Annotated in this window: 19 protein-coding genes and 1 pseudogene; 3 read left to right on the forward strand and 17 right to left on the reverse strand. The window is 41.7% G+C overall.

What is annotated here, in order from left to right; translation table 11 throughout:
• Positions 1-83: 83 nt before the first annotated feature.
• The 13 genes and pseudogenes from Q4533_RS16260 to Q4533_RS16320 form a co-directional block, all read right to left on the reverse strand.
• A pseudogene (locus tag Q4533_RS16260) lies at positions 84-2,072 on the reverse strand (methyl-accepting chemotaxis protein).
• 190 nt (positions 2,073-2,262) lie between these two features.
• The gene (locus tag Q4533_RS16265; protein ID WP_102437707.1) at positions 2,263-3,855 is read right to left on the reverse strand and encodes an ABC-F family ATPase; all 1,593 of its coding nucleotides are present in this window, start codon (positions 3,853-3,855) and stop codon (positions 2,263-2,265) included.
• 166 nt (positions 3,856-4,021) lie between these two features.
• On the reverse strand, positions 4,022-4,366 hold the full coding sequence (locus tag Q4533_RS16270) for a hypothetical protein (RefSeq protein ID WP_102437760.1): 345 nt from the start codon (positions 4,364-4,366) through the stop codon (positions 4,022-4,024).
• A gap of 121 nt (positions 4,367-4,487) precedes the next feature.
• Positions 4,488-5,438 (reverse strand): M14 family metallocarboxypeptidase, encoded by a 951-nt coding sequence (locus Q4533_RS16275; protein ID WP_241904128.1) that lies wholly within the window; start codon positions 5,436-5,438, stop codon positions 4,488-4,490.
• 190 nt (positions 5,439-5,628) lie between these two features.
• Positions 5,629-5,829: a hypothetical protein gene (locus tag Q4533_RS16280; protein ID WP_102437762.1), complete on the reverse strand. Its 201-nt coding sequence runs from the start codon at positions 5,827-5,829 to the stop codon at positions 5,629-5,631.
• Positions 5,830-6,206: 377 nt separating this feature from the next.
• A complete protein-coding gene (locus Q4533_RS16285) occupies positions 6,207-6,965 on the reverse strand; it encodes an SDR family oxidoreductase (RefSeq protein WP_076539852.1) in 759 nt (252 codons plus the stop codon).
• An 87-nt stretch (positions 6,966-7,052) separates the two neighbouring features.
• The gene (gene mmsB, locus Q4533_RS16290; protein WP_102437711.1) at positions 7,053-7,961 is read right to left on the reverse strand and encodes a 3-hydroxyisobutyrate dehydrogenase; all 909 of its coding nucleotides are present in this window, start codon (positions 7,959-7,961) and stop codon (positions 7,053-7,055) included.
• A 57-nt stretch (positions 7,962-8,018) separates the two neighbouring features.
• Positions 8,019-9,134, reverse strand: coding sequence for an enoyl-CoA hydratase/isomerase family protein (locus tag Q4533_RS16295; RefSeq protein WP_102519009.1), 1,116 nt, complete (start codon positions 9,132-9,134; stop codon positions 8,019-8,021).
• A gap of 141 nt (positions 9,135-9,275) precedes the next feature.
• On the reverse strand, positions 9,276-10,433 hold the full coding sequence (locus Q4533_RS16300) for an acyl-CoA dehydrogenase family protein (protein ID WP_303503334.1): 1,158 nt from the start codon (positions 10,431-10,433) through the stop codon (positions 9,276-9,278).
• Positions 10,434-10,675: 242 nt separating this feature from the next.
• A complete protein-coding gene (locus tag Q4533_RS16305) occupies positions 10,676-12,169 on the reverse strand; it encodes a CoA-acylating methylmalonate-semialdehyde dehydrogenase (protein WP_102437717.1) in 1,494 nt (497 codons plus the stop codon).
• A gap of 210 nt (positions 12,170-12,379) precedes the next feature.
• Positions 12,380-13,582 (reverse strand): thiolase family protein, encoded by a 1,203-nt coding sequence (locus Q4533_RS16310; RefSeq protein ID WP_303413979.1) that lies wholly within the window; start codon positions 13,580-13,582, stop codon positions 12,380-12,382.
• Between the two features lie 385 nt (positions 13,583-13,967).
• Entirely contained in the window at positions 13,968-14,912 is a 945-nt protein-coding gene (metA, locus tag Q4533_RS16315) for a homoserine O-succinyltransferase (protein ID WP_303503336.1), read from the reverse strand.
• A gap of 49 nt (positions 14,913-14,961) precedes the next feature.
• Entirely contained in the window at positions 14,962-15,372 is a 411-nt protein-coding gene (locus Q4533_RS16320) for a YbaY family lipoprotein (protein ID WP_303503338.1), read from the reverse strand.
• 126 nt (positions 15,373-15,498) lie between these two features.
• Here Q4533_RS16320 and Q4533_RS16325 point away from each other — a divergent pair, with 126 nt between their 5' ends.
• Complete coding sequence (locus tag Q4533_RS16325; RefSeq protein WP_102532226.1) at positions 15,499-16,239, forward strand: SDR family oxidoreductase; 741 nt, start codon at positions 15,499-15,501, stop codon at positions 16,237-16,239.
• Between the two features lie 75 nt (positions 16,240-16,314).
• On the opposite strand, the gene ompW is transcribed toward Q4533_RS16325, so the two are convergent.
• Entirely contained in the window at positions 16,315-16,959 is a 645-nt protein-coding gene (gene ompW, locus Q4533_RS16330; protein ID WP_102437727.1) for an outer membrane protein OmpW, read from the reverse strand.
• 441 nt (positions 16,960-17,400) lie between these two features.
• On the opposite strand from ompW, the gene Q4533_RS16335 reads away from it, so the two are divergent.
• Both Q4533_RS16335 and Q4533_RS16340 read left to right on the forward strand, forming a co-directional pair.
• Positions 17,401-18,501 (forward strand): hypothetical protein, encoded by a 1,101-nt coding sequence (locus tag Q4533_RS16335; RefSeq protein WP_241904127.1) that lies wholly within the window; start codon positions 17,401-17,403, stop codon positions 18,499-18,501.
• 39 nt (positions 18,502-18,540) lie between these two features.
• On the forward strand, positions 18,541-18,786 hold the full coding sequence (locus tag Q4533_RS16340) for a hypothetical protein (protein ID WP_303503341.1): 246 nt from the start codon (positions 18,541-18,543) through the stop codon (positions 18,784-18,786).
• A gap of 100 nt (positions 18,787-18,886) precedes the next feature.
• Here Q4533_RS16340 and Q4533_RS16345 read toward each other — a convergent pair whose 3' ends face one another.
• The 3 genes from Q4533_RS16345 to Q4533_RS16355 all read right to left on the reverse strand — a co-directional run bounded on the left by Q4533_RS16345 (position 18,887) and on the right by Q4533_RS16355 (position 21,203).
• Positions 18,887-19,438 carry a nucleotidyltransferase family protein gene (locus Q4533_RS16345; RefSeq protein WP_102532224.1) on the reverse strand — a complete coding sequence of 184 codons (552 nt, stop codon included), beginning with the start codon at positions 19,436-19,438 and terminating at the stop codon, positions 18,887-18,889.
• 32 nt (positions 19,439-19,470) lie between these two features.
• Positions 19,471-20,121: a maleylacetoacetate isomerase gene (gene maiA / locus Q4533_RS16350; RefSeq protein WP_303503345.1), complete on the reverse strand. Its 651-nt coding sequence runs from the start codon at positions 20,119-20,121 to the stop codon at positions 19,471-19,473.
• Positions 20,122-20,216: 95 nt separating this feature from the next.
• On the reverse strand, positions 20,217-21,203 hold the full coding sequence (locus tag Q4533_RS16355) for a fumarylacetoacetate hydrolase family protein (RefSeq protein WP_076539825.1): 987 nt from the start codon (positions 21,201-21,203) through the stop codon (positions 20,217-20,219).
• Positions 21,204-21,486: the final 283 nt, after the last annotated feature.

The following is a 21,486-nucleotide window of genomic DNA, read 5'->3' on the forward strand; positions in this document are numbered from 1 at the left end:
CATTATGCCGAAAAATGTATCTTACGGATATAAAAAAAAGCCGACAATAAAAATTGTCGGCTCGAGGGAATATCTGCGTATTTCTAGCTTAAGGTAAACTTTTGTACTTGCTCAGACATTGCCGCTGCGTCTTCTAATAAGGTTTCATTGAGCTGACTTAAAGCAGTCGCAACGTTTTGAGTTTGACTGTATATTTCACTAATTTGCATGGCATTGCGATTTACCTCTTCGGCCACTGCCGCTTGTTCATGTGTTGCTGATGCAATTTGCTGATTCATACTGTCAATGGTATCTATCTCTGCCACTATTTGCTGTAATTCATTACCCGCTTGTTCAACTTCAATAACACTCTCATCAGCACTAACCATACCACGTTCCATGGTTTGCACCGCTAATTGAGCGCCAGATTTTAAACGTTCAGTCATGCGTTTAATATCGTCTGTTGAAGACTGTGTTCTTTGGGCGAGGGTTCTCACTTCATCGGCTACCACCGCAAAACCTCGGCCTTGCTCACCCGCCCTTGCCGCTTCAATAGCGGCATTTAACGCTAGCAAATTAGTTTGCTCTGAAATCGCACTAATCACTTCTAAAATGCTAGCAATGGATTGCACATCTTGATCTAAAGTCTTTATCGCCGTTGAAGCATCATTAATTTCACCAGCAAGATGCTTAATAGACACCGCCGTTTTTGATACGCCAATATTACCGATATTGGCTTCTTTATTGGCGGAGCTTGATGCATCGGATGCTTGTACAGCATTAGCGGCAATTTGGGTAACGGTTGCGCTCATTTCAGTCATCGCTGACGCCACCTGTTCAGCTTCTAAGTGGCCTTGTTCAATATCTTGTCTCATGCTGCTTGCATAGCTATTAACTTGCTCAACCACATTAACCAGCTGGCTGGCATTGTGTCTCACTTGAGTAATCACAGTTTCAAAATCTGCCATCATCCCATTGAAGGCTTTCGCTAGCTCACCAAACTCATCGGTTGAGTCGTGATCAATTCTCGTGCTCAAATCAAAGTTATTACCAGCATGGCTAACCTTATTAAATAATTGATTTAAACTGCGACTTAAATATCTAGAGACCGATAGACTTAGCCAAACTAGTAATAATACCGATACCGTTAATGCAATGAGCGAGCTCCACATTTGTTGACTAGCCGTGCTCAATTTGTGCTGGGTAAGTGTTACAAGTTCGGTGGCGAGGTATTGTTCAAATTTAGCCAATAGATTAATTCGGTTAGTGGATGTTTTAAACCAAACTTCAGGATGTTGATTTTTAATCTCTTCAGCATTTTGTGAAAATGCAATTTGTCGTATGGCATTAACAGCATTAACTTCTTTTGAACGGTTATCTTGTTCAAACCGCGTTAATGCCAAATCTGTCGCCATAGTGCTAAAGCGTTCTGCATAGGTATTTTGCTCAGCCACTAAGGTCACAAACTTTGCATAACCACCCGCTTTAAAACCTTGCTGTCCAAAGGTCGAACTTAATACCGCTCGCTCAATACCCGCACGTTCTTTTAGTTGTAAAAACGCCCCGAATGAAGCGAGTTTCAAAGACAACTCACTGATGGTACTTTGCATAGCGGTTTCATCAACCACGGATAATAGGGTTTTATTTAAATCTGAATAATATTTCACTTCTTCAGCCACTGAGATGCTTAGATTATCTACCGAGCGGCGGATACTTTGAAGTTGTTGTAATTGCGAGTCTATTTGTCTTAATGTTGAACTGATTTTTGCAGGAAAGTGATCTGCAGCTGGAATACTCGAAAAGTTAGACACTTGTTGGTCTGTCATTGAGCGTTGCTGAGGTAAATCCTGAGCAAATGATTGACCTTTAGAGCCCAGAAAACCTGCACTCATGCCACGCTCCTTTTGTAATTAATGTACTAGGGCGCTGTTGATAACGGCCAGTTCACTTAACGAAAGTACCGTATTAAGCTCTGTTTGTATTTCATATTTATTGTGCACAAACATGCCACCATAAATTAAACAGATTAACAGTGGAGGAATAATTAATAGTGAAAGTTTGAGTCGAGTATTGAGATCGATAATCCATTTCATGACAGCTGTGACCCTTAAGAAGTGTGTTATGTTTCTAATTGAAATTACATTCATTAATGTAACTACAGCGACAGGATTTTCTAAAATATGTATTCTAAAATTCTAAAATTTATAATTATCTTTTTTAGGCAAAAAAAAACCTGTAAATCGCTTTACAGGTTTTCGGCTTAATGTAAAAAACTTTAATTAATTATCCTTCAACGCCTTTACTGGCAAGGAACTCATCATAAGTACCTTTAAAGTCATTGATGCCATCAGCAGTAATTTCAATGATGCGTGTTGCTAGTGACGATACAAATGCACGGTCATGAGACACAAACATTAATGTACCTTCATACAATTCTAATGCATTGTTTAATGACTCGATTGATTCCATGTCCATGTGGTTAGTTGGTTCATCAAGTAATAAGATATTTGGCTTTTGCATGATGAGCTTACCAAAGTACATACGACCCTTTTCACCACCAGATAACACTTTAACTGATTTTTTAATGTCGTCTGAGCCAAATAACATGCGGCCTAAGATGCCACGTACTGATTGGTCGTCATCTTCAGGTTTACGCCATTGGCTCATCCAGTCAAATAAGGTCATATCATTAGCAAAATCAGCTTCATGATCCTGCGCGTAATAACCAATGTTACTGTTTTCAGACCATTGAACCGTACCTGCATCTTGCGGGATGTCATGCACTAAAGTACGTAATAAGGTGGTTTTACCCACACCGTTATCACCTAAGATAGCAACACGCTCGCCAACTTCAACCATCAGGTCAAGTTTGCTGAATAATGGCTTATCAAAGCCTTTCGCTAATTGCTCAACCACTAAAGCATTACGGAATAATTTCTTTTCTTGCTCAAAACGAATGAACGGATTCACACGGCTTGAAGCCTTGATATCCTCAAGCTTAATCTTGTCAATTTGCTTAGCACGAGATGTTGCTTGCTTAGCTTTTGAAGCGTTAGCAGAGAATCGTGCTACGAAACCTTGTAGCTCAGCAATTTGGGCTTTTTTCTTAGCATTGTCAGATTGTAAACGCTCACGAGCTTGCTGGGCTGCCATCATGTATTCATCGTAGTTACCTGGGTAAACACGTAGTTCACCGTAATCGATGTCAGCCATATGGGTACAAACTGAGTTCAAGAAGTAACGGTCATGGGAAATAATCACCATGGTACTGTTACGTTGGTTAAGCATTTCTTGTAACCAGCGAATGGTGTCGATGTCCAAGTTGTTGGTTGGTTCGTCAAGTAGCAAAATATCTGGATCAGAGAACAAGGCTTGAGCCAAAAGTACACGCAGTTTAAAACCTGGTGCGATTTCACTCATTAGGCCAAAGTGCTGGTCTACACCAATACCTACGCCCATTAATAAATCACCAGCACGAGATTCAGCGGTATAACCGTCCATCTCAGCAAATTCCATTTCAAGCTCAGCGACTTTAATGCCGTCTTCTTCACTCATTTCTGCGAGTGAATAAATGCGGTCACGCTCTTGCTTCACTTCCCACAACTCTTTGTGGCCCATGATAACGGTATCAACCACTGAGAACTCTTCATAAGCAAATTGATCTTGATTCAATTTACCAAAACGTTCACCAGGATCGATTGATACATTACCGCTTGTTGGCTCAAGATCGCCAGTAAGGATCTTCATGAAGGTTGACTTACCACAACCGTTTGCACCAATTAGACCGTAGCGATTACCGCCACCGAATTTGACAGAGATATTTTCAAATAACGGCTTGCTGCCGAACTGCATGGTGATGTTGTTGCTGTATATCACGTAGGAGATTCCATTAGTTTTTGGACGAAAAATTGTCGCGATTATACATTATTCGACTCAAGCTTTACAGCCAGAATATTGATTGATTTATTTTTGCCTATTTGTCAGATTGTTGCAGTAGCTATACTCATGATTAACTCAAGATGTAATCTAAACTGAGCTAACGTTAGCCTTTCACAATTTCGATTAATCTTGTAATAAACAACTTAACTGATTCAGCCGTTTCAAACTTAAAAGCTAAACCATAGTGGCTTTCTTTTAAGCTTTTATGGCGACGAGTCGGGAAACGGGTCATCTGCGCATTATGGTGATAGTCATATTGTGCATGTACCCCGTCTAATGTGGCTAACTCACCAGAGAACACTTCAAAAGCCGGGCGAATAATGAGTACCGGAGTGTTGCTGTCAATATGTAAATACACCGGCTCTTTAAGCTTAGGCAGCATGTATTCGGTAACATTACTAATGGTGAAATTGGTACGGCAATCTAATTCATTTAATGCTGTGCGCATATCTTCTTGGCTAATAATCATTTCTTTTCGCTTGAGTAGTAAGGGCAATGACGCTAACTGTAATGCCAAATCAACAAAAAGCCTCGAAATTTCGTTCGAGGCTTAGATATAAATCACTGACTTAGATTAAGTTTAACTGGGTTAAAATATAATCCAAACCACCAGTAATTGCTGCCACTTGGGCATCATTACATTCTTGGTCATTGACCAATGGGCTATCAGGATACACTTCAGTGGTGGTATTATAGTGATTGTTTGTCATCCCCGCACATAAGCCAAGCTTTTTAGTTGGGTAGTTAATGACCCCAAACTGCTCAATATCAACACCAATTAACTGACCATTATCATCTGGGGCAATATGGGTTACTTTGGCTACCGACTCAATAATCGCCTGTTGAAAGTCAGGAGTTGGATTTTCTGAGTCACCAACCAAATAAAAACCATCTGGAATAACGCCTTTTTCATAGTCTTTGCCATCACGAGCTGATAATGCGGGGCGAAATTCTAGCTCGTCAGTATCTGTGGTTTCATGCAAATCAATATGGGCATAAACGTCACCAAGGCTAGCTACAAATGCCATTAAATCTGCCGATTCATTGGCTGGGCTGTCAGCATAAAAAGAACGGTTTGGGTCCACTGCGTATGGGTTCCAGCGATTAATTGTTTCATAACCCCATGGGCTCACACACGGCGCTACCGCAATATTAAAGTATTGGCTGTAATGCTCAGCCTGAGTCGCTAAAAACTGAATCGCGCCATGTACGCCACTGGTTTCATAACCATGAACACCGCCAGTTACTAAGATAGTTTTTTTGCTGCTATCCCAATGTTTAGATTTAAATGCAAATAGCGGATATTTGTCGGCATCATAAGCTAGAGCACCATATTGCACTTGTTCAAAGCGTGAGGCTAAAGGCGCTAATTTTGTTAGCACTTCTTGTTGATAGCTACGTTTAATGGTTACTTGGGCAAGCCACTGGGCCTTTTCTTGTGCATTCCAAGGTTTGCCTGGGGTGCCAATGGGGAAACTTGACATAAAAAATACCTTATTTGCTGTCTTTCTCTTATTCATTGCTTTGAATCCTATCGCAATGTCAGCACAATTTCTATTTAAGTGGTGGTTCATTTGCGGATAACAGGGTGTTCGCAGCTAGGTAAATGATAACCACAAACGTCAGTAACGAAAAACTGCCATTAGGGCTAAATACCCATTGCCGCCAATAAAATAAGCTATCTACCTGTTGCGGTTATAACGCGAGGAGTTATTTATTGGTAAAGGTAAATTTGTTTTTAAGCCAACTAAGACTGGCAATTTGCTGTGTTTTCGTTAGGCCAAAGTAAATACAAACCCATGGGCAAATTAATAAAAACCAAGGTAATGCTGCTGTTGGTACGCCACTAAAAAAGAAATACAAAAAGCCGCCATACATGACGATAACCCCAATAATGCCCACCACTAACATGACTTTTTTCATCAAACTTTCTAAGCGTACAATATTCACAACTATCCTTACTGTCATTGAGCACTGCCGAGATACAGCTTTATTTCGATTGAAATAAACCTAAGGCAAAAAATATAACCACAGGGTAACATTTTTAGAAACCCAGAAAAACTTATCTCTTTGCTTTTGTGCTCGCCTAAGCTGTAACCCGCCACCTAAATTAACCAATATAAATAAACGCTTATAATCTTGTGTGCGCATACTTGCGGTTCAAAAACAAAAAATCCCTACCAGAAAACCGGCAGGGATTAATACTATTAATGAGCCAATATTATTATCGCTACTGCGACTAATATTGTTATCGCTAATGCGACTAATATTGTTATCGCTAATGCGACTTAAAGGCGAATACCGCCATCAATTTCAAACACACGGCCATTAACGTAATCATTCTCAACGATAAATTTAACCGTTGATGCGATTTCTTCAGCTTGACCTAAACGCCCAACTGGCACCATTTTCTCCATTCGCTCTAGGGCTTCTGGTTTCATTGCTGCGGTCATTTCAGTGGCAATCACACCAGGTGCTACCGCTGCGCTACGGATATTATAACGGGCTAGTTCTTTCGCCCAACCTACGCTCATGGCAGCCACACCCGCTTTAGAAGCTGAGTAGTTAGACTGACCCATGTTGCCTGCTTTAGCGACACTTGAGATATTAATAATCACCCCAGGCTGCGCGGTTTCAATCATCACAGCCGCAGCTTCACGGCCACACAGGAAAGTACCGGTTAAGTTGACATTGATAACTGACTGGAATTGCTCATATGACATACGGTCAGTAACCTTGCCATCTTTTGCCTTAACCATTAAGCCATCACGCAAGATCCCAGCGTTGTTGATAAGAATATTAACCTGACCAAAATCTTCACGGATGAAATTAAACCCCGCCACCACATCTTCTTCATCGGTGATATCTAACGCATAGCCTTGCACTTCAGTACTTGCACCTAAATCAGCACAAGCACGTTCTAGCTTTTCTTGATCAACATCGATAAGTGCTAATCTTGCGCCTTGGGCGGCAAACTCTTGCGCCATAGCCAGACCTAACCCACCTGCACCGCCAGTAATGACAACAACTTTATCTTTAATTTCCATTAACTGGATCCTTTCTCTATTTATTTAGTGTTTTGCATACTCACATTCCGGCGCGGTTGAATGGCTCAACCAGCCTTCAAGCAGCTGTTATTTATCTTCATCTGCTTTAGCAAACTGTTCAAAAATACTTGAAAAATCACGGCGACCATTGCCTTGACGGGCATGGTTAACATATAAACTGCGCGCCAATGCCCCCATAGGAGTGCTGGAATTCGATGCCAGCGATGCTTGCTGTGACAAGCCTAAATCTTTCACCATCAAATCAACCATAAAGCCGCCCTGATAATCATTTGAAGAAGGCACATTGTCCATTACATCAGGGCACGGGTTGTATTTTTCGAGGGTCCAGTTGCCGCCGCTACTGACTTTCATGATATCAGATAACACTTTAGGGTCTAAACCATTATCAATACCTAGCTGCAAAGATTCACTGGTGCCGACCATTAATACTGATAACAGCATATTATTACAGATTTTGGCAATTTGGCCTGCGCCTGCCGCACCTGCATGAAAAATATTAGCCCCCATAACCGTTAATACTGTTTGCGCTTTATCATAGGCGTTATCACTGCCGCCACAAATGAATGTTAGTGTGCCAGCGGCTGCGCCCGCTGTGCCGCCTGACACTGGCGCATCCATAAACTCAATGCCTTTGGCTGCAGCTTGTGCCCCAACCGTTTGCGCCGTGCCTGCATCTATGGTGGAGCAATCAATTAATATGGCATCTTTAGCGACCACATCCAGTAAGCCTTTGTTGTCATCATCGCCAATATATAAACTGTGTACATGCTTACCTGCAGGCAACATGGTAATGATATAATCTGCTGCTGCCGCTGCGCCGCAAGCGGTTTTTGCGCTTAACGCGCCCTGTTTAGTTAATGCCTCAACCGCCGCTGGTACTAAATCAAATACCGTGACTGTCATGCCTGCTTTAATTAAATTGGCTGCCATTGGGCCGCCCATATTACCTAAACCAATAAATGCTACTGTTGCCATGATAAGTTCCTTTTAGATGTCTTTTAGCTAGATGCCTTTTACTTAGATGCCTTTTACTTAGATGCCTTTTAACGGATGGTCATCGGCTTGCCAAGGTGATGTCAGCAATTGGGTCACTGCTTCTGCGGTCACTTCACTTGCATGACTAAATCGCCATTGTGGATTGCGATCTTTATCAATGAGTAATGCCCTTACCCCTTCACAAAAATCGCCATAGGAGCAGCAATTGACGCTAATACCTAGCTCCCACTTAAAGCACTCTGCTAATGTTTTATTCGTACCTAAGTTGGCTTGAGCAAAAATTAAAAACCAACTTAATGGGCTACCTTTTAAAGCCGTTTTTTGAGCCCGTTTAAGCCAATCTAATTCAGTGTCTAAACTGGTGAGTTGATGATGCACCTCTTCAATTTCACCCGACATTAATTGATCAATCTCAGTTTGAAATTGCTCAAGTGGGCTTTGGCCTATTTCAGCTGTGGTATTTTGTTGCTGGGTATTTAACACCATACTTAGCTGCTGATGATTTAACTCAGCATCATCGCTCCAACTGACGTCAGCAAGGGCATCAAATAACGGCTGTTTATCATCGCTTGCTAAAAAGTGATTGCCCAGTCCAACATGCAAAGCATCGGCGGCGTTCATGTTATAAGCGGTTAAGCCTAAAAATAAGCCTAATTTACCCGGCATACGATTTAAGAAATAACTGCCGCCTACATCAGGGTACAAACCTATGGATATTTCAGGCATCGCAATGCGGCTTCGCTCTGTCACCACTCGGTGACTGCCACCCGCCATTAGCCCTAAACCGCCGCCCATAACAATGCCATCGCCCCACACCAGCACTGGTTTACCATACTGATGTAGTAAATAATCTAATTGATACTCTTGGGTGAAAAAATCGCATGCTTCTGCAGTCATGGTATTAGGATTAGCAATCGATGCATGGTAAATCGCCCTGACATCACCGCCAGCGCAAAAGGCTTTATCCCCTGCGCCATCAAGCACAACAAAAGCAATATCATCATTTTGCTGCCAAGCAAGCAGCTGCTTGGTCATGGCATTGACCATGTCTAAATTCAAGGCATTTAAGGCCTTTTCAATATTAAGGGTTACCACCCCAATTGATTTACCAGACAGGGTCCCTAGAGTTTGAAATATTACATCTTGAGTCATTAGCTATTATTCCAATTCAGTATATTGTTTTACAGCTTATTAAGGCTTATTTTCCGGTAATCCAAGCTATCATTGCGACTAGGGTAAATACCCATGTTGGCTAATTTCATTAGCCAACATAAAGCGCTTGGCTAGTAACTGTTACAAAATAGCGTGCGCATTTTCATCTAGCAAACGACGAGCAATAATTAAGCGCATGATTTCATTAGTGCCTTCAAGAATTTGATGTACCCGCACATCTCTAAAATGACGCTCTAATGGGTACTCACGAATATAGCCATAACCGCCGTGAAGTTGCAGGGCGTTATCACACACTTGAAAACCAATGTCGGTAGCAAATCGTTTTGCCATTGCGCAGTAAGCTGTGGCTTCTGGATCTTTTGCATCTAATTTGAAAGCAGCTAAGCGCACCAACTGCCTTGCAGCGACTAACTCTGTCGCCATATCAGCTAACTTAAACTGTAATCCTTGAAATGCCGCAATGGGCTTACCAAACTGCTTACGTTCATTCATGTATTCTGTGGCACGGCTCAGCGCAGCTTGCGCTGTACCGATAGAACAAGTGGCGATATTAATACGACCGCCATCGAGGCCCTTCATGGCAAAAGTGAAACCTTGGCCTTCTTCACCGAGTAAATTAGCCACTGGCACGCGGACATTTTCAAAGGTTATTGAACGTGTTGGCTGGGCATTCCAGCCCATTTTGTCTTCGGCTTTACCATAGCTTACACCAGCAGTATCTGCTGGAATAGCTATAGCTGAAATACCTTTTGCGCCCGCTTCGCCTGTACGGCACATCACTACTAATAGCTCAGTTTCACCCGCACCAGAAATAAACACTTTTGAGCCATTAATGATGTAATCATCACCATCACGAACCGCTTTAGTCGCAAGTGATGCAGCGTCACTGCCTGCACCCGGCTCTGTTAGGCAATATGATGCGAGTAATCGACCTGTGGTTAGACCTTCAGACCACTGCTGGCGCAATGTTTCACTACCCCAAGTGGTGACCATCCATGTGGCCATATTATGAATAGTCAACATGGCGGTAGTTGCTGTGCAGCCTTGTGATAACTCTTCAAAAATAATCGACGAATCTAATCGGCTTAGCCCCATTCCACCTTCTGACTCAGGCGAATACAAAGAGCAAAAACCTAGCTCGCCAGCCTTGTGAATTACATCCTTTGGAAAGTAATGCTCTTCATCCCATTTTGCGGCAAAGGGTGCCAGCTCATCTGCGGCAAATTGACGGGCTAATTCTGCGAATTGGCGTTGGTCTTCGGTTAAATTAAAGTCCATGGTGTTAATCCTTTTACTATGACTCTTTAGGTCATTTTATGGCTAAACAATCCTGTGCTTTTATGTGAGCGTGTTTGCAAAAACTGAGTGACTTTTGCAAACTGATTTTTACTAAATGCTTATAGCTAACCGCATTTTAGTTACACGCTATTTGGTTACACGCACAGTGATCATTAAGTGAGTCTTGTGGTTTGCTTGTCTGAATAATTAACTGGTCTTCTCCCATCAGAAGACCAGTACATTTACTTAAGATTGATGCTCATATTCGGGCCACTCACCACTTCGTCATCAAACCATCGTGAAGTGATGGTTTTAGTTTCAGTGTAAAAACGCACCGCTTGTTTACCGTAAGCGTGCTGATCGCCATAGAAACTGCCTTTCCAACCGGTAAATGAGAAGAATGGTAATGGCACAGGAATTGGCACGTTAATGCCCACTTGGCCCACTTCGATGTGGTGTTGATACTTACGCGCTGCACCGCCGGATGCGGTAAAAATTGAAGTGCCGTTACCATATGGACTGTTATTGACTAACTCAATGGCGTCATCAAGGTTGTCAGCTTCCATGCAGCACAATACAGGACCGAAGATCTCTTCTTTATAAATGCTCATATCGGTAGTGACTTTGTCGAACATGGTTGGACCAATCCAGTTACCTGACTCATAGCCCTCAACCGTAAAGTCGCTACCATCGAGTAAACAGTCCGCGCCTTCAGCTTTACCTTGGGCAATAAGCTTAAGTACACGCTCTTTGGCAGCGGGGCTAATAACTGGGCCATAGGCGGCATTGTCATCATTCCATAAACCTGGGCGTACTTTTGCTAGTGCTTCTTTAAGCTCTGGGATCCACTCTTTAGCAGCGCCAACAAATACTGCCACTGAAATCGCCATACAACGTTGACCAGCAGCGCCAACTGATGCGCCAACCATGTTATTGATCACTTGCTGCTTATTAGCATCAGGCATGATCACGCAGTGGTTTTTCGCGCCAGCAAAGGCTTGAACACGCTTTAAGTTATCAGTACCCGTTTTGTAAATGTATTGCCCTACAGCCACAGAACCAACAAATGAAATCGCTTTAATGTCAGGATCTGCCAACAAAATATCCACCGCGGTTTTATCACCATGAATAAGCTGCAGCACGCCTTTGGGCGCGCCCGCTTCAACAAACAATTCAACTAAACGCTGCGGCGTCATTGGATCTTGTTCTGAAGGCTTTAAAATAAAGGTATTACCGCAAGCAATCGCTAACGGGAACATCCATAACGGGATCATCGCCGGGAAGTTAAACGGGGTAATACCCGCACACACCCCTAATGGCTGGGTGTAGCTATAAGTATCAATATTACGCGCCACATTCTCAACGGTTTCGCCCATTAACATTGAGGCGATATTACAAGCATGCTCTGCCACTTCAATACCACGCCAAACATCACCTTTTGCATCTTCAAAGGTTTTACCGGTTTCTTGGGCCAGAATAGTGGCGATTTCATCGTGATGCTCTTTTAAAAGGTGTTGATAACGGAGCATTACGCGAGCACGCTCTGACACAGGTACTTCTTTCCACGTAGTGAATGCTTGTTTTGCACTGTCTATGGCTTGATTAACTTCTGCAACCGTAGCAGCGTTAATATTGGCAATAACGCTGTTGTTAGCTGGGTTAGTAACATCAATGTTTTGACTACCTGTACCTTCGGTGAATTCACCGGCAATATAATGTTTAACTTGTATGGTCATCTTGCTTCCTAAATCCTGTTACAGATTATTGTTGAGCCCCAAAGCTCTTGAGTAATAATAAGCACCAACCAAGCAGTTATTGTTAGCATCACTCTATGATGATTATTTGCCATAGCCTTTACTGGTGCTTATTTGTTGTTAATAACGCCAACATCAAAAGTGACGCAATTAACAACGAGTCTTGTTAAATCTTAATCAATTACAACGAGGTTAAACTTCAATCGCCATAGCAGTTGCTTCGCCGCCGCCAATACATAATGACGCCACACCTTTAGCTGTGCCTTTAGCCAAACCTTTAGCTTGTAACGCATGGATGAGGGTCACTAATACACGGGCGCCAGAACAACCAATTGGATGACCTAATGCACACGCTCCGCCATAGATGTTCACTTTATTGGCATCAAGTTGTAGCTCTTGGATTGCTAACATGGTCACCATGGCAAAGGCTTCGTTGATTTCAAATAAATCAACATCTGTTTTTGCCCAGTTAACCTTGTCGAATAATTTGTTCATCGCGCCCACTGGCGCTGTGGTAAACATTGATGGCTCTTGTGAGTGAGTGCTATGGCCTTTAATCGTGGCCATCACTTCCAAGCCTAATGACGCTGCCTTTTCTCGGGTCATTAGCATTACTGCTGCGGCGCCATCAGAAATCGAGCTTGAGTTGGCGGCGGTAATGGTGCCGTCTTTAGTAAAAGCGGGGCGCAATGTCGGGATTTTTTCAGGGCGGGCATTGCCAGGTTGCTCATCGGTATCAACGGTCACATCTCCACGGCGATTTGCAATGGTAATTGGCACAATTTCAGCTTTAAACGCACCTGAATCAATCGCTTTATTGGCTTTTTCAAGTGAGCTTAAGGCAAAGTTATCCATTTGCTCTCGGGTGAGGCCGAAATCATCTGCAGTTTTTTGCGCGAATGTGCCCATAGCGCCGCCAGTGTAGGCATCTTCTAATCCATCAAGAAACATATGGTCTAACACTTTGCCATGCCCCATACGCATACCGCCGCGCGCTTTATCAAGTAAATATGGCGCTTGACTCATACTTTCCATACCACCAGCAATAACCACTTCGCTGCTGCCAGACTTAATTGCATCATGAGCTAACATCACGGTTTTCATGCCTGAACCACAAACCTTATTCACGGTTGTTGCGCCAACACTCAAAGGTAGGTCAGCGCCCAATGTCGCTTGTCTTGCTGGCGCTTGACCTAAGCCTGCCGGTAATACACAACCCATAAACACTTCATCAATTAAATCAGTATTGATTTGAGTTTGATTGACTAAGCCTTTAATTGCATTGGCCGCTAAGGTTGGCGCTGGTACGGCTGATAGTGCGCCTTGAAAGCCCCCCATTGCGGTGCGTTTAGCTGCAACAATGACAATATCTTGGGGTGATTGGTCTGTACTCATAACTTCTCCGGTCTAAACTGCTGGTAAGTAAGCGGACAAAATCAGCAAAAATGTGATCTAGTTCAACTATAAAATAATAGTTACACTCTGACGTTTACGCTAACGTAAAGCAAGTAGTTTGAATGTGATTATCAATAGTGAATATTTTATGAGTGTCACTGAAGATTTACATCAAGCGTAAAGCCCTGATTTAAAATAGCTAAAATGTAATAAATCCCACTAAAAAAGTCATAGCCAGCGTTAAATTATCAAGGTGTTTTTGAGGAGATTTGCCATAAAAAAGGGCGATATCGAAAACGATATCGCCCTTTTTATTAATACTTGTAGCATGATGTTTGGCCGAATTTACGCCATATTTTGTTTAAACACCTTAATCAATCTGTGATTAGCTTTTCAATTCCCACGGCGTTCTTGCGCTCATATCTGATAAATCATAAGGCGTAAGCTGGTAAACATAGTAGTTAAGCCAGTTGCTCACTAACAAACTGCCATGACTGTGCCAGCGAGCAATGGGCTCTTGGCTTGGATCATCATTTCGATAATAGTTTAGCGGCACATCTGGATTTAAATCTTGCGCTAAATCCCGTTGATACTCGTCATTAAGGGTCGATTTTTGATATTCAGGATGACCCATCACAAATAAGTTTCTGTTATTACGGCTAAGGACAATATAGGCCCCTGCCTCTGCAGATTCAGCTAACACTTCTAAGTCAGGATGCTGCTTAATAAGTTCTACATCCATTTCAGCAAAACGCGAATGAGGCGCATAAAATTCATCATCAAAGCCCCTAAGTAGCGGATGCGGCTTTAATGAGCGGCTATGTTTAAATACCCCTGAGCGTTTTTTAGCTAATAGTTTTCGGTGTAAATTATAAAGATGGAATAACCCCGCGTGACCTGCCCAGCACAAAAATAATACTGAAGTAACATGTTCTTGAGACCAATCAATAATTTCTTTAATGTGATCCCAATACACCACATCTTCAAAATCCAGCTGCCCAAGTGGCGCACCGGTAATAATTAACCCATCATAATTGTTCGTTTTAACCGCTTCAAAATCCCGATAAAAAGCATTCATATGATCGACAGAAGTATGCTTAGATGCTTTGTCATGAATACGCAATAGGTCAACATCCACTTGCAGCGGGGTATTACCTAATAAGCGCAATAGTTGCGTTTCGGTTTCAATTTTATTGGGCATTAAATTTAGAATTAATACCCGCATAGGTCGAATATCTTGATTTGCAGCGCGAGTTTCCGACATCACAAAGATATTTTCAGACTCTAAGATTTCAGCTGCAGGTAAATCATCTGGAATTCTAACCGGCATAGGAGCACCTTTTTAATACAAAATAACCCAGTGCATAGCCATGAAAAGACTAGCCACCGACTTTATTAACAATCACATTTATGGGCTGTGTCTCATTGACATCAATGCTATACGTTTGCGTATTGATAAACCACAGCTTGCCATTTACTTCTATTCGCGCCCCAATTGAGTAACTATGACCAGCAATAAATTGGTCTGCAGCTATTTGAAACTCAAATGCTTGCGGCGCGTTCACTTGTTGGTACACTTTTTCAGCGATAACAATCGCTTTGGTATCTTGCAAAGACACATCCTTCACTTGCACCGTGAGTATTGCGTTGTCTGGCAATGCCATGCGCTCGCGATAACTCACATCACCACTTATAGACACTAAATGATCTACAGAGCTGCAGCCGAATAATCCGCCTAGCAGCATTAAAGAAATACATGCTTTGCTGATAAATGCTTTGATGATGTTCATATATCCTGTCCTTATAATACATTAAGACTTCTAGAAGTCTATACGTCTCATATTGAATAATATTCTTGCTTGTTATCCCTCGCAGTTGTTTTTATCATAGGCCATCATTTCGTCGTCTAAAAGCACATGACTACAGCAAACGCAATAATAGTGGGCGCTAGCTCACACCTTAGTAAAGAAATCGCCCGTCAATTAGCCGAGCAGAAAGTTTCTCTAGTGCTATTTGTACAAGATCCCGATGCCATGGCCGAGTTTGCCGCAAGCTTACCGACAAAAGTTGATGTGCTACCGTTAGATATTGAAAATCCAACAGCCATTATCAGCCAGCTTGAAAAAGTATGGTTAAGCCTTGAAGGCGCGCATTTAGTGTTAGTGAATACTGGACTTAATGGCTACAGTGAAGCACTGCCTTGGGAAATCGAACAAGATATCATTGACGTCAATGTGCGTGGTTTTGCCGCAATTTGTAATACCACCTTTCGATTAATGCGCGAGCAAGGCTATGGTCAAATTGCTGCAATCAACTCTATTGCCGGTTTACGTGGTGGCCCAAGTGTGGCTTATCATGCATCAAAAGCCTTTGCAGAAAATTACCTTGAAGGCTTAAGCATGCATGCGCAGCGATTAAAGTTACCAATCACTATTACCGATATTCAGCTAGGCCTATTGGATAAAGCTGCAATGCAGAAAAGTAAACTGTGGTTGCCGCCATTGCCAAAAGTGGCTAAACAAATTGTCAGCGCGATGCAAAAAGGCAAGCGCAAAGTCTATGTCACTAAACGCTGGCGCTTAGTGGCTTGGTTAACCTTACTTTTACCTGAGTTTATTTATAATACTCGCCATTGGAAGGTTAAAAAGAAAAAGTAGCTTATTCCGTTATTAGCTCACATAAAAAAACAGGAGCCTAGCTCCTGTTTTTTTGCTCTAAATATTTTTCAAATATTAGAAGGTGTAACCAATGCTGACCATGTATACCCATGGGTCAATATCAGTTTCAACTGAAATAGCATCTTCACCTAAATTGAATTTAACATCCGTTGAGATATCAGCGTACCAAACCGATGCATTTACTAACCAGTTATCATTAAATTGATAATCAAGCCCAACTTGTGCCGCTAAGCCCCAAGAGTTACTCATGCTTAAATCAGTTAATGCGCCGTCTAAGTCATTGGTAAACTCGTTATCAAAAAAGTTAGTAAAGTTAACACCAACACCAATGTAAGGACGTAATTTAGATTGGCCATTACCAAAGTAATACTGCGCCACTAAGGTTGGTGGTAAATGCTTAGTTTCAGCAATTTTACCTAACTCACCAAGAGAAACATCATGACTAAAAGGAGTTGCTGCCAATAATTCTAAACCCCAATTATCAGTTAGCATGTAACCAAAGTTTAAGCCGACTTGGGTATTATCATCGACTGTAAACTCTGCAACATTAGCAACAACTGGACTAGACTCATTTGGCACAACCGCTACCGCACCAACACGAAAGATAAAATCACCAGCTTGATGAGCAACCGCAGCTGAAGAAACACCTGCAGATAATAAACTGGCAGCAACTAGACTAAGGGCTATTTTTTTATTCATTATGACAACTCCATGTGTACAACATAATTAGCGCTTTCGATAAACACCTTTAACAATTGCCGCTACACTGCCAGATAAAACCTTTAACAATCTTGATCCAGATCAACAAAGCTATTTACATCAAACTAGGTATAACGCTTTATTGACTTAGATCACATTTAGCTTGAACTTTATCTACTAAGAAGCTTTTAAAATGCCAGTTTAACTGATGAAAACGTTGATTTTTTAACCAGGCACTTTCATGAGCAAAGTATGAGCCTGATATTAACTAAGCAATAACTATTTACCTTTTTGTAACATTTAATAGCGGTATTGCTTGTTAATCAATCCTATAAAAATTCTGCCTATTAAAGCCTGTCTATAAAAAGACTCATAAAATAAACGCCGCTGCCAATGATTAAAAGATAAACCCCCTCAATTGTTGTTACAAAGGTGCTACCCTTGAACAAAATACCTTTACCTTTGTTTATAGGCTGTAATTATCTTTCAATGACACAAATATGGATAACATCACTGTTTAGCCTCACGCTGTTTATTGCAGCTGATTTAGCTGCATCACAGCCCAAGGACATCGCTAATGCTATCTTTGATAATGAGCCCATCTCTGATGATAAGCCTACCTCTGAAAAGACCATCACCGACAAAAAATCACCTTTGAATGAAACCCAGTCAGATGATGAAGTCGAGCCATCAGCTTGTTATAGCCGTTCACAAACTGATGAGAAAATTGATAAGGCTTTTGATTATCTCAACACCAAATTCTGCCAACCGGCCATTTGGTTTGACAGCTTCTTTGTCGATGATCGCATTGAAGATGATGCCAGAGCTGGCACGATTGTCCGTTGGTATAATGATTTTTCCTATTATGAAAAAGAAGGTTTTAAATATCATGCTAACGTCAATGCGCGGGTTAATTTACCTGGAGTCACTAAAAAGCTAAAACTCATTTTTGATTCAACTGGAGAAGATGATCCATTTTCATTTATACGCAGCCCTGACGATAACAACGACAGGGAATTTAGCTTACGCTATGACTGGCTAGCTCGAAATAGAAGTAGTTTTAATATAAAGCTCAGTTTTAAGCCTAAAATCGAAGCTCGTTATCGCTATACCTATCCTATTTCAGAAAATACCATCAGCCGCATCACCCAAAAGCTGTATCAAGAGAAAAATCTCACTGGTGAGTCTACTGAATTCGATATTGAACACTCTTTTAACGATGATTTTTTATTGCGCTGGAGTGCTGCGTTTCAATATGAAACTAACGATAATGGTTGGGAGCTAGGCTCAGGTCTGCAGTTATATCAATATATCAGTGATAAACAAGCCATTAGTTATCAAGCCCACATACACGGCGTCGACCAGCCCTATAAATATATTGATAGTGCAAAAATTGGCTTAACTTACCGACAAAACTTTGTCCGAGATTGGTTGTTTTTTGCCATCACGCCTGAATATACTTGGACTAAAGAAGATGATGAAGTGCGCATCAATCAAGTGGTGCTAACCTTTACCATAGAGTTTTTATTTCAAAATATTTAACTCTATGCCGATTAGCTAAACCACCGCCAAGAGGACAAGATGATGAATGAAAAATTTATAAAATTTGATGTGTTTGGTAAGTCCTTGTCAATTAAGCGCCAAGATAGACAAAGTGATCAGCCCCGATGGCTACTGTTTCGTGATTCAGGCACCGGGCTTAGATCGCGCATCCATGAGGTCATCATTCCACCTGAGCTTAAAGAAACAGAGCTTGCAGGTTATCTTGATGATATTTTCCATGAAAATGCCACTGCAAAACATTCACAAGTGTTAAAGCTGACATAAAAAAATGACATAAAAATGACATAAAAGGTGCAGCTAAAGGCTATAACTTAAACTCAAGAGCTAATTGACTAGTGATAAATGACAAGGGGTTACGGGGAGGTTAGAGCTCAAGTGAAAGCTTAGGATATTGCTTAAACCAAGGTTTACTGGCAACACGCTCCATAAACACATGTTTATCGGCATTGGGGTTATAGCTCACCGATAGGCTAAATAGGTTTTCATAACCAAATAATGCCTTTAGCACTAACTTGCCATCATTATCCAGTTTTACCGCTACCGCTGTTTGTTGCTCAGGCCAATAACACATCGCATCAAGGGTTGATGTATAGGCTGGGTGATGATTCCTTTTATGCATTCTGGCTTGGTTTTTCACCGACCAAGGCAGTTTTATCCGCTCAGATAATGCTTTTTCGATTAACTTATCACGATAGGCACTGGTTTGTTTGCTGCAATAATAAATCACATCAATATCAGTTAACGCACTGGGCGCTATTTGATGCTGTTTATCCCACACTAAATTACGCACAAATCCTGCAGCAATGTACCAATCTGTAATATTAAGCTCAGTAAAAAGCGCTGCAACTTGCTGCAAGGCACTAATGCGCATCTTGTCTGCTACAATCCAATTTTTTAACTGAGCTTCATAGTCCATATTTTACTCGAGCTTATCTAAAAAATGCTGGGTTAACTGGCATCATCTTGCTGCTCAGGCGCAGCTGCAGCAAAGGCTGGGTGAGCCTGACATGTGTGCCAAATCCGCACAATATTAGGGTATGCAGATAAATCTACGTTGAAGCGATAGGCATTGTAAACCTGAGGGATAAGACAAATATCTGCCAAGCTTGGACTGTCGCCAAAACTAAATTTACCAGAGTGAACAGCTAATTGCTTTTCTAGCGCCGCAAAACCTAAATGGATCCAATGATGATACCAGTTCATTTTGTCTTCTTCAGATACGCCCATGTCTTTTACGAGATACTGTAATACCCGTAAGTTGTCCAGTGGGTGGATCTCACAAGCGATCAATTGCGCCATGGCACGCACTACGGCTCTATTTTTAGCCCCTTGTGGCAATAAACTATATTGCGGATATTGCTCTTCTAAATACTCAATAATTGCCAATGACTGGGTTAAATTAAACTCTCCATGGTCATCTTCATCAACCAATGCCGGAACCAAATGCTGTGGGTTCAATTGGGCAAACATATCACTATGCTGCTCACCGCCATTTTTGACTAAATGCACTGAAATTTGCTCTGCACCCAGCTGCTTAAGATTAAGCGCGATACGCACCCGATATGCCGCACTGGAGCGCCAATAACCATATAATTTCATTGTATATCCTTATCAAATTAACTGAGTTAGCATTGATGATATAAAAAAAGCAATAACGTTAGACGCTATTGCTTTTTATCACAGAAAACACTTATTTAAGCTTTGTATTCAACCACTTTTTGATCGATAGAACCAAAGATTGAGTTATCTTGATCATCAAACATTTCAATTCTTACTGTATCGCCAAAACGCATAAATGGCGTTGAAGCTTTACCGTCTGCAATGATTTCTAGCATGCGTTTTTCAGCTAAACAGCTAGAACCGGCACTGCGATCATAATTTGAAATAGTACCAGAACCAATCACAGCTCCCGCTGCCAATGGACGGGTCTTAGCAACATGAGCGACCAATTGACTAAAGTTAAACGTCATATCTACGCCCGCATTAGGACGACCAAATAAATCACCATTTAAATGAGTTACCAATGGTAAGTGCACTTTGCTATCTTGCCATCTGTCACCTAATTCATCAGGGGTAATCGCCACTGGCGAAAACGCACTTGAAGGCTTTGATTGGAAAAAGCCAAACCCTTTCGCTAACTCCCCAGGTATAAGATTACGTAACGATACGTCATTCACTAGCATCAATAATTTGATGTGCTGGGCAGCGTTATCTGCATCTACGCCCATTTTAACGTCGTCAGTGACCACTGCGATTTCTGACTCGAAATCAATACCGTACTCTTCACTGGCCATTTCAATATCGGCTTTTGGCGCGATAAAGCAATCTGAGCCACCTTGATATACTAATGGATCAGTCCAAAACGTTGCTGGCATTTCTGCGCCGCGCGCTTTACGAACCAATTCAACGTGGTTGACGTATGCACTGCCATCAGCCCATTGATATGCACGAGGCAATGGCGATAAACATTTAGCTTCATCAAAATCAACGGCGTTGTCCATCATACCGGCATTTAATGCTTCATATAATTCTTGTAATTGCGGGTTTAATAAATCCCAAGCATCTAATAATTGCTGCATAGTATGCGCAATAGCAGGTACGGCAACGGCTTTGGTTAAATCTTTACTGACCAACATCAGTTGGCCATCACGGCGACCGTTGTTATAACTTGCAAGTTTCATTTTGACTCCTAGATGGGTACAAATAATGTTGCTACTACTCAAGACAATGTGATTACAAGACGTGCTAACTGGCTTGGCAATTCGATTAAATCAAATATGCTACCTGTAAAGCGCCTATGCTGAGTAATAACAACTAAAATAGCGTTGTTAACGATACAAATACCCTAAGCTTAACCGAATTAATATAGCGTGAGATAAATCACACTTTGTTTGCTTGAGAGTTAAATTGTAAAGGTTTCAATACAGAATGAGATCCCAGTATCAGAATGCGGATCTCAGGCTG

Origin of the sequence: Shewanella sp. 6_MG-2023 (assembly GCF_030547195.1) — a bacterium.
Classification (GTDB): domain Bacteria; phylum Pseudomonadota; class Gammaproteobacteria; order Enterobacterales; family Shewanellaceae; genus Shewanella.

Coding starts and splice junctions, on each gene's coding strand:
- Q4533_RS16340 (WP_303503341.1), top strand. CDS start 18,541: ATGATGAATGAAAAATTTATAAAATTTGATGTGTTTGGTAAGTCCTTG.
- ompW (WP_102437727.1), bottom strand. CDS start 16,959: ATGAATAAAAAAATAGCCCTTAGTCTAGTTGCTGCCAGTTTATTATCT.
- Q4533_RS16305 (WP_102437717.1), bottom strand. CDS start 12,169: ATGACCATACAAGTTAAACATTATATTGCCGGTGAATTCACCGAAGGT.
- maiA (WP_303503345.1), bottom strand. CDS start 20,121: ATGAAATTATATGGTTATTGGCGCTCCAGTGCGGCATATCGGGTGCGT.
- Q4533_RS16320 (WP_303503338.1), bottom strand. CDS start 15,372: ATGAACATCATCAAAGCATTTATCAGCAAAGCATGTATTTCTTTAATG.
- Q4533_RS16300 (WP_303503334.1), bottom strand. CDS start 10,433: ATGGACTTTAATTTAACCGAAGACCAACGCCAATTCGCAGAATTAGCC.
- metA (WP_303503336.1), bottom strand. CDS start 14,912: ATGCCGGTTAGAATTCCAGATGATTTACCTGCAGCTGAAATCTTAGAG.
- Q4533_RS16285 (WP_076539852.1), bottom strand. CDS start 6,965: ATGGAAATTAAAGATAAAGTTGTTGTCATTACTGGCGGTGCAGGTGGG.
- mmsB (WP_102437711.1), bottom strand. CDS start 7,961: ATGGCAACAGTAGCATTTATTGGTTTAGGTAATATGGGCGGCCCAATG.
- Q4533_RS16295 (WP_102519009.1), bottom strand. CDS start 9,134: ATGACTCAAGATGTAATATTTCAAACTCTAGGGACCCTGTCTGGTAAA.
- Q4533_RS16270 (WP_102437760.1), bottom strand. CDS start 4,366: ATGCGCACAGCATTAAATGAATTAGATTGCCGTACCAATTTCACCATT.
- Q4533_RS16325 (WP_102532226.1), top strand. CDS start 15,499: ATGACTACAGCAAACGCAATAATAGTGGGCGCTAGCTCACACCTTAGT.
- Q4533_RS16310 (WP_303413979.1), bottom strand. CDS start 13,582: ATGAGTACAGACCAATCACCCCAAGATATTGTCATTGTTGCAGCTAAA.
- Q4533_RS16345 (WP_102532224.1), bottom strand. CDS start 19,438: ATGGACTATGAAGCTCAGTTAAAAAATTGGATTGTAGCAGACAAGATG.
- Q4533_RS16275 (WP_241904128.1), bottom strand. CDS start 5,438: ATGAATAAGAGAAAGACAGCAAATAAGGTATTTTTTATGTCAAGTTTC.
- Q4533_RS16355 (WP_076539825.1), bottom strand. CDS start 21,203: ATGAAACTTGCAAGTTATAACAACGGTCGCCGTGATGGCCAACTGATG.
- Q4533_RS16280 (WP_102437762.1), bottom strand. CDS start 5,829: ATGTTAGTGGTGGGCATTATTGGGGTTATCGTCATGTATGGCGGCTTT.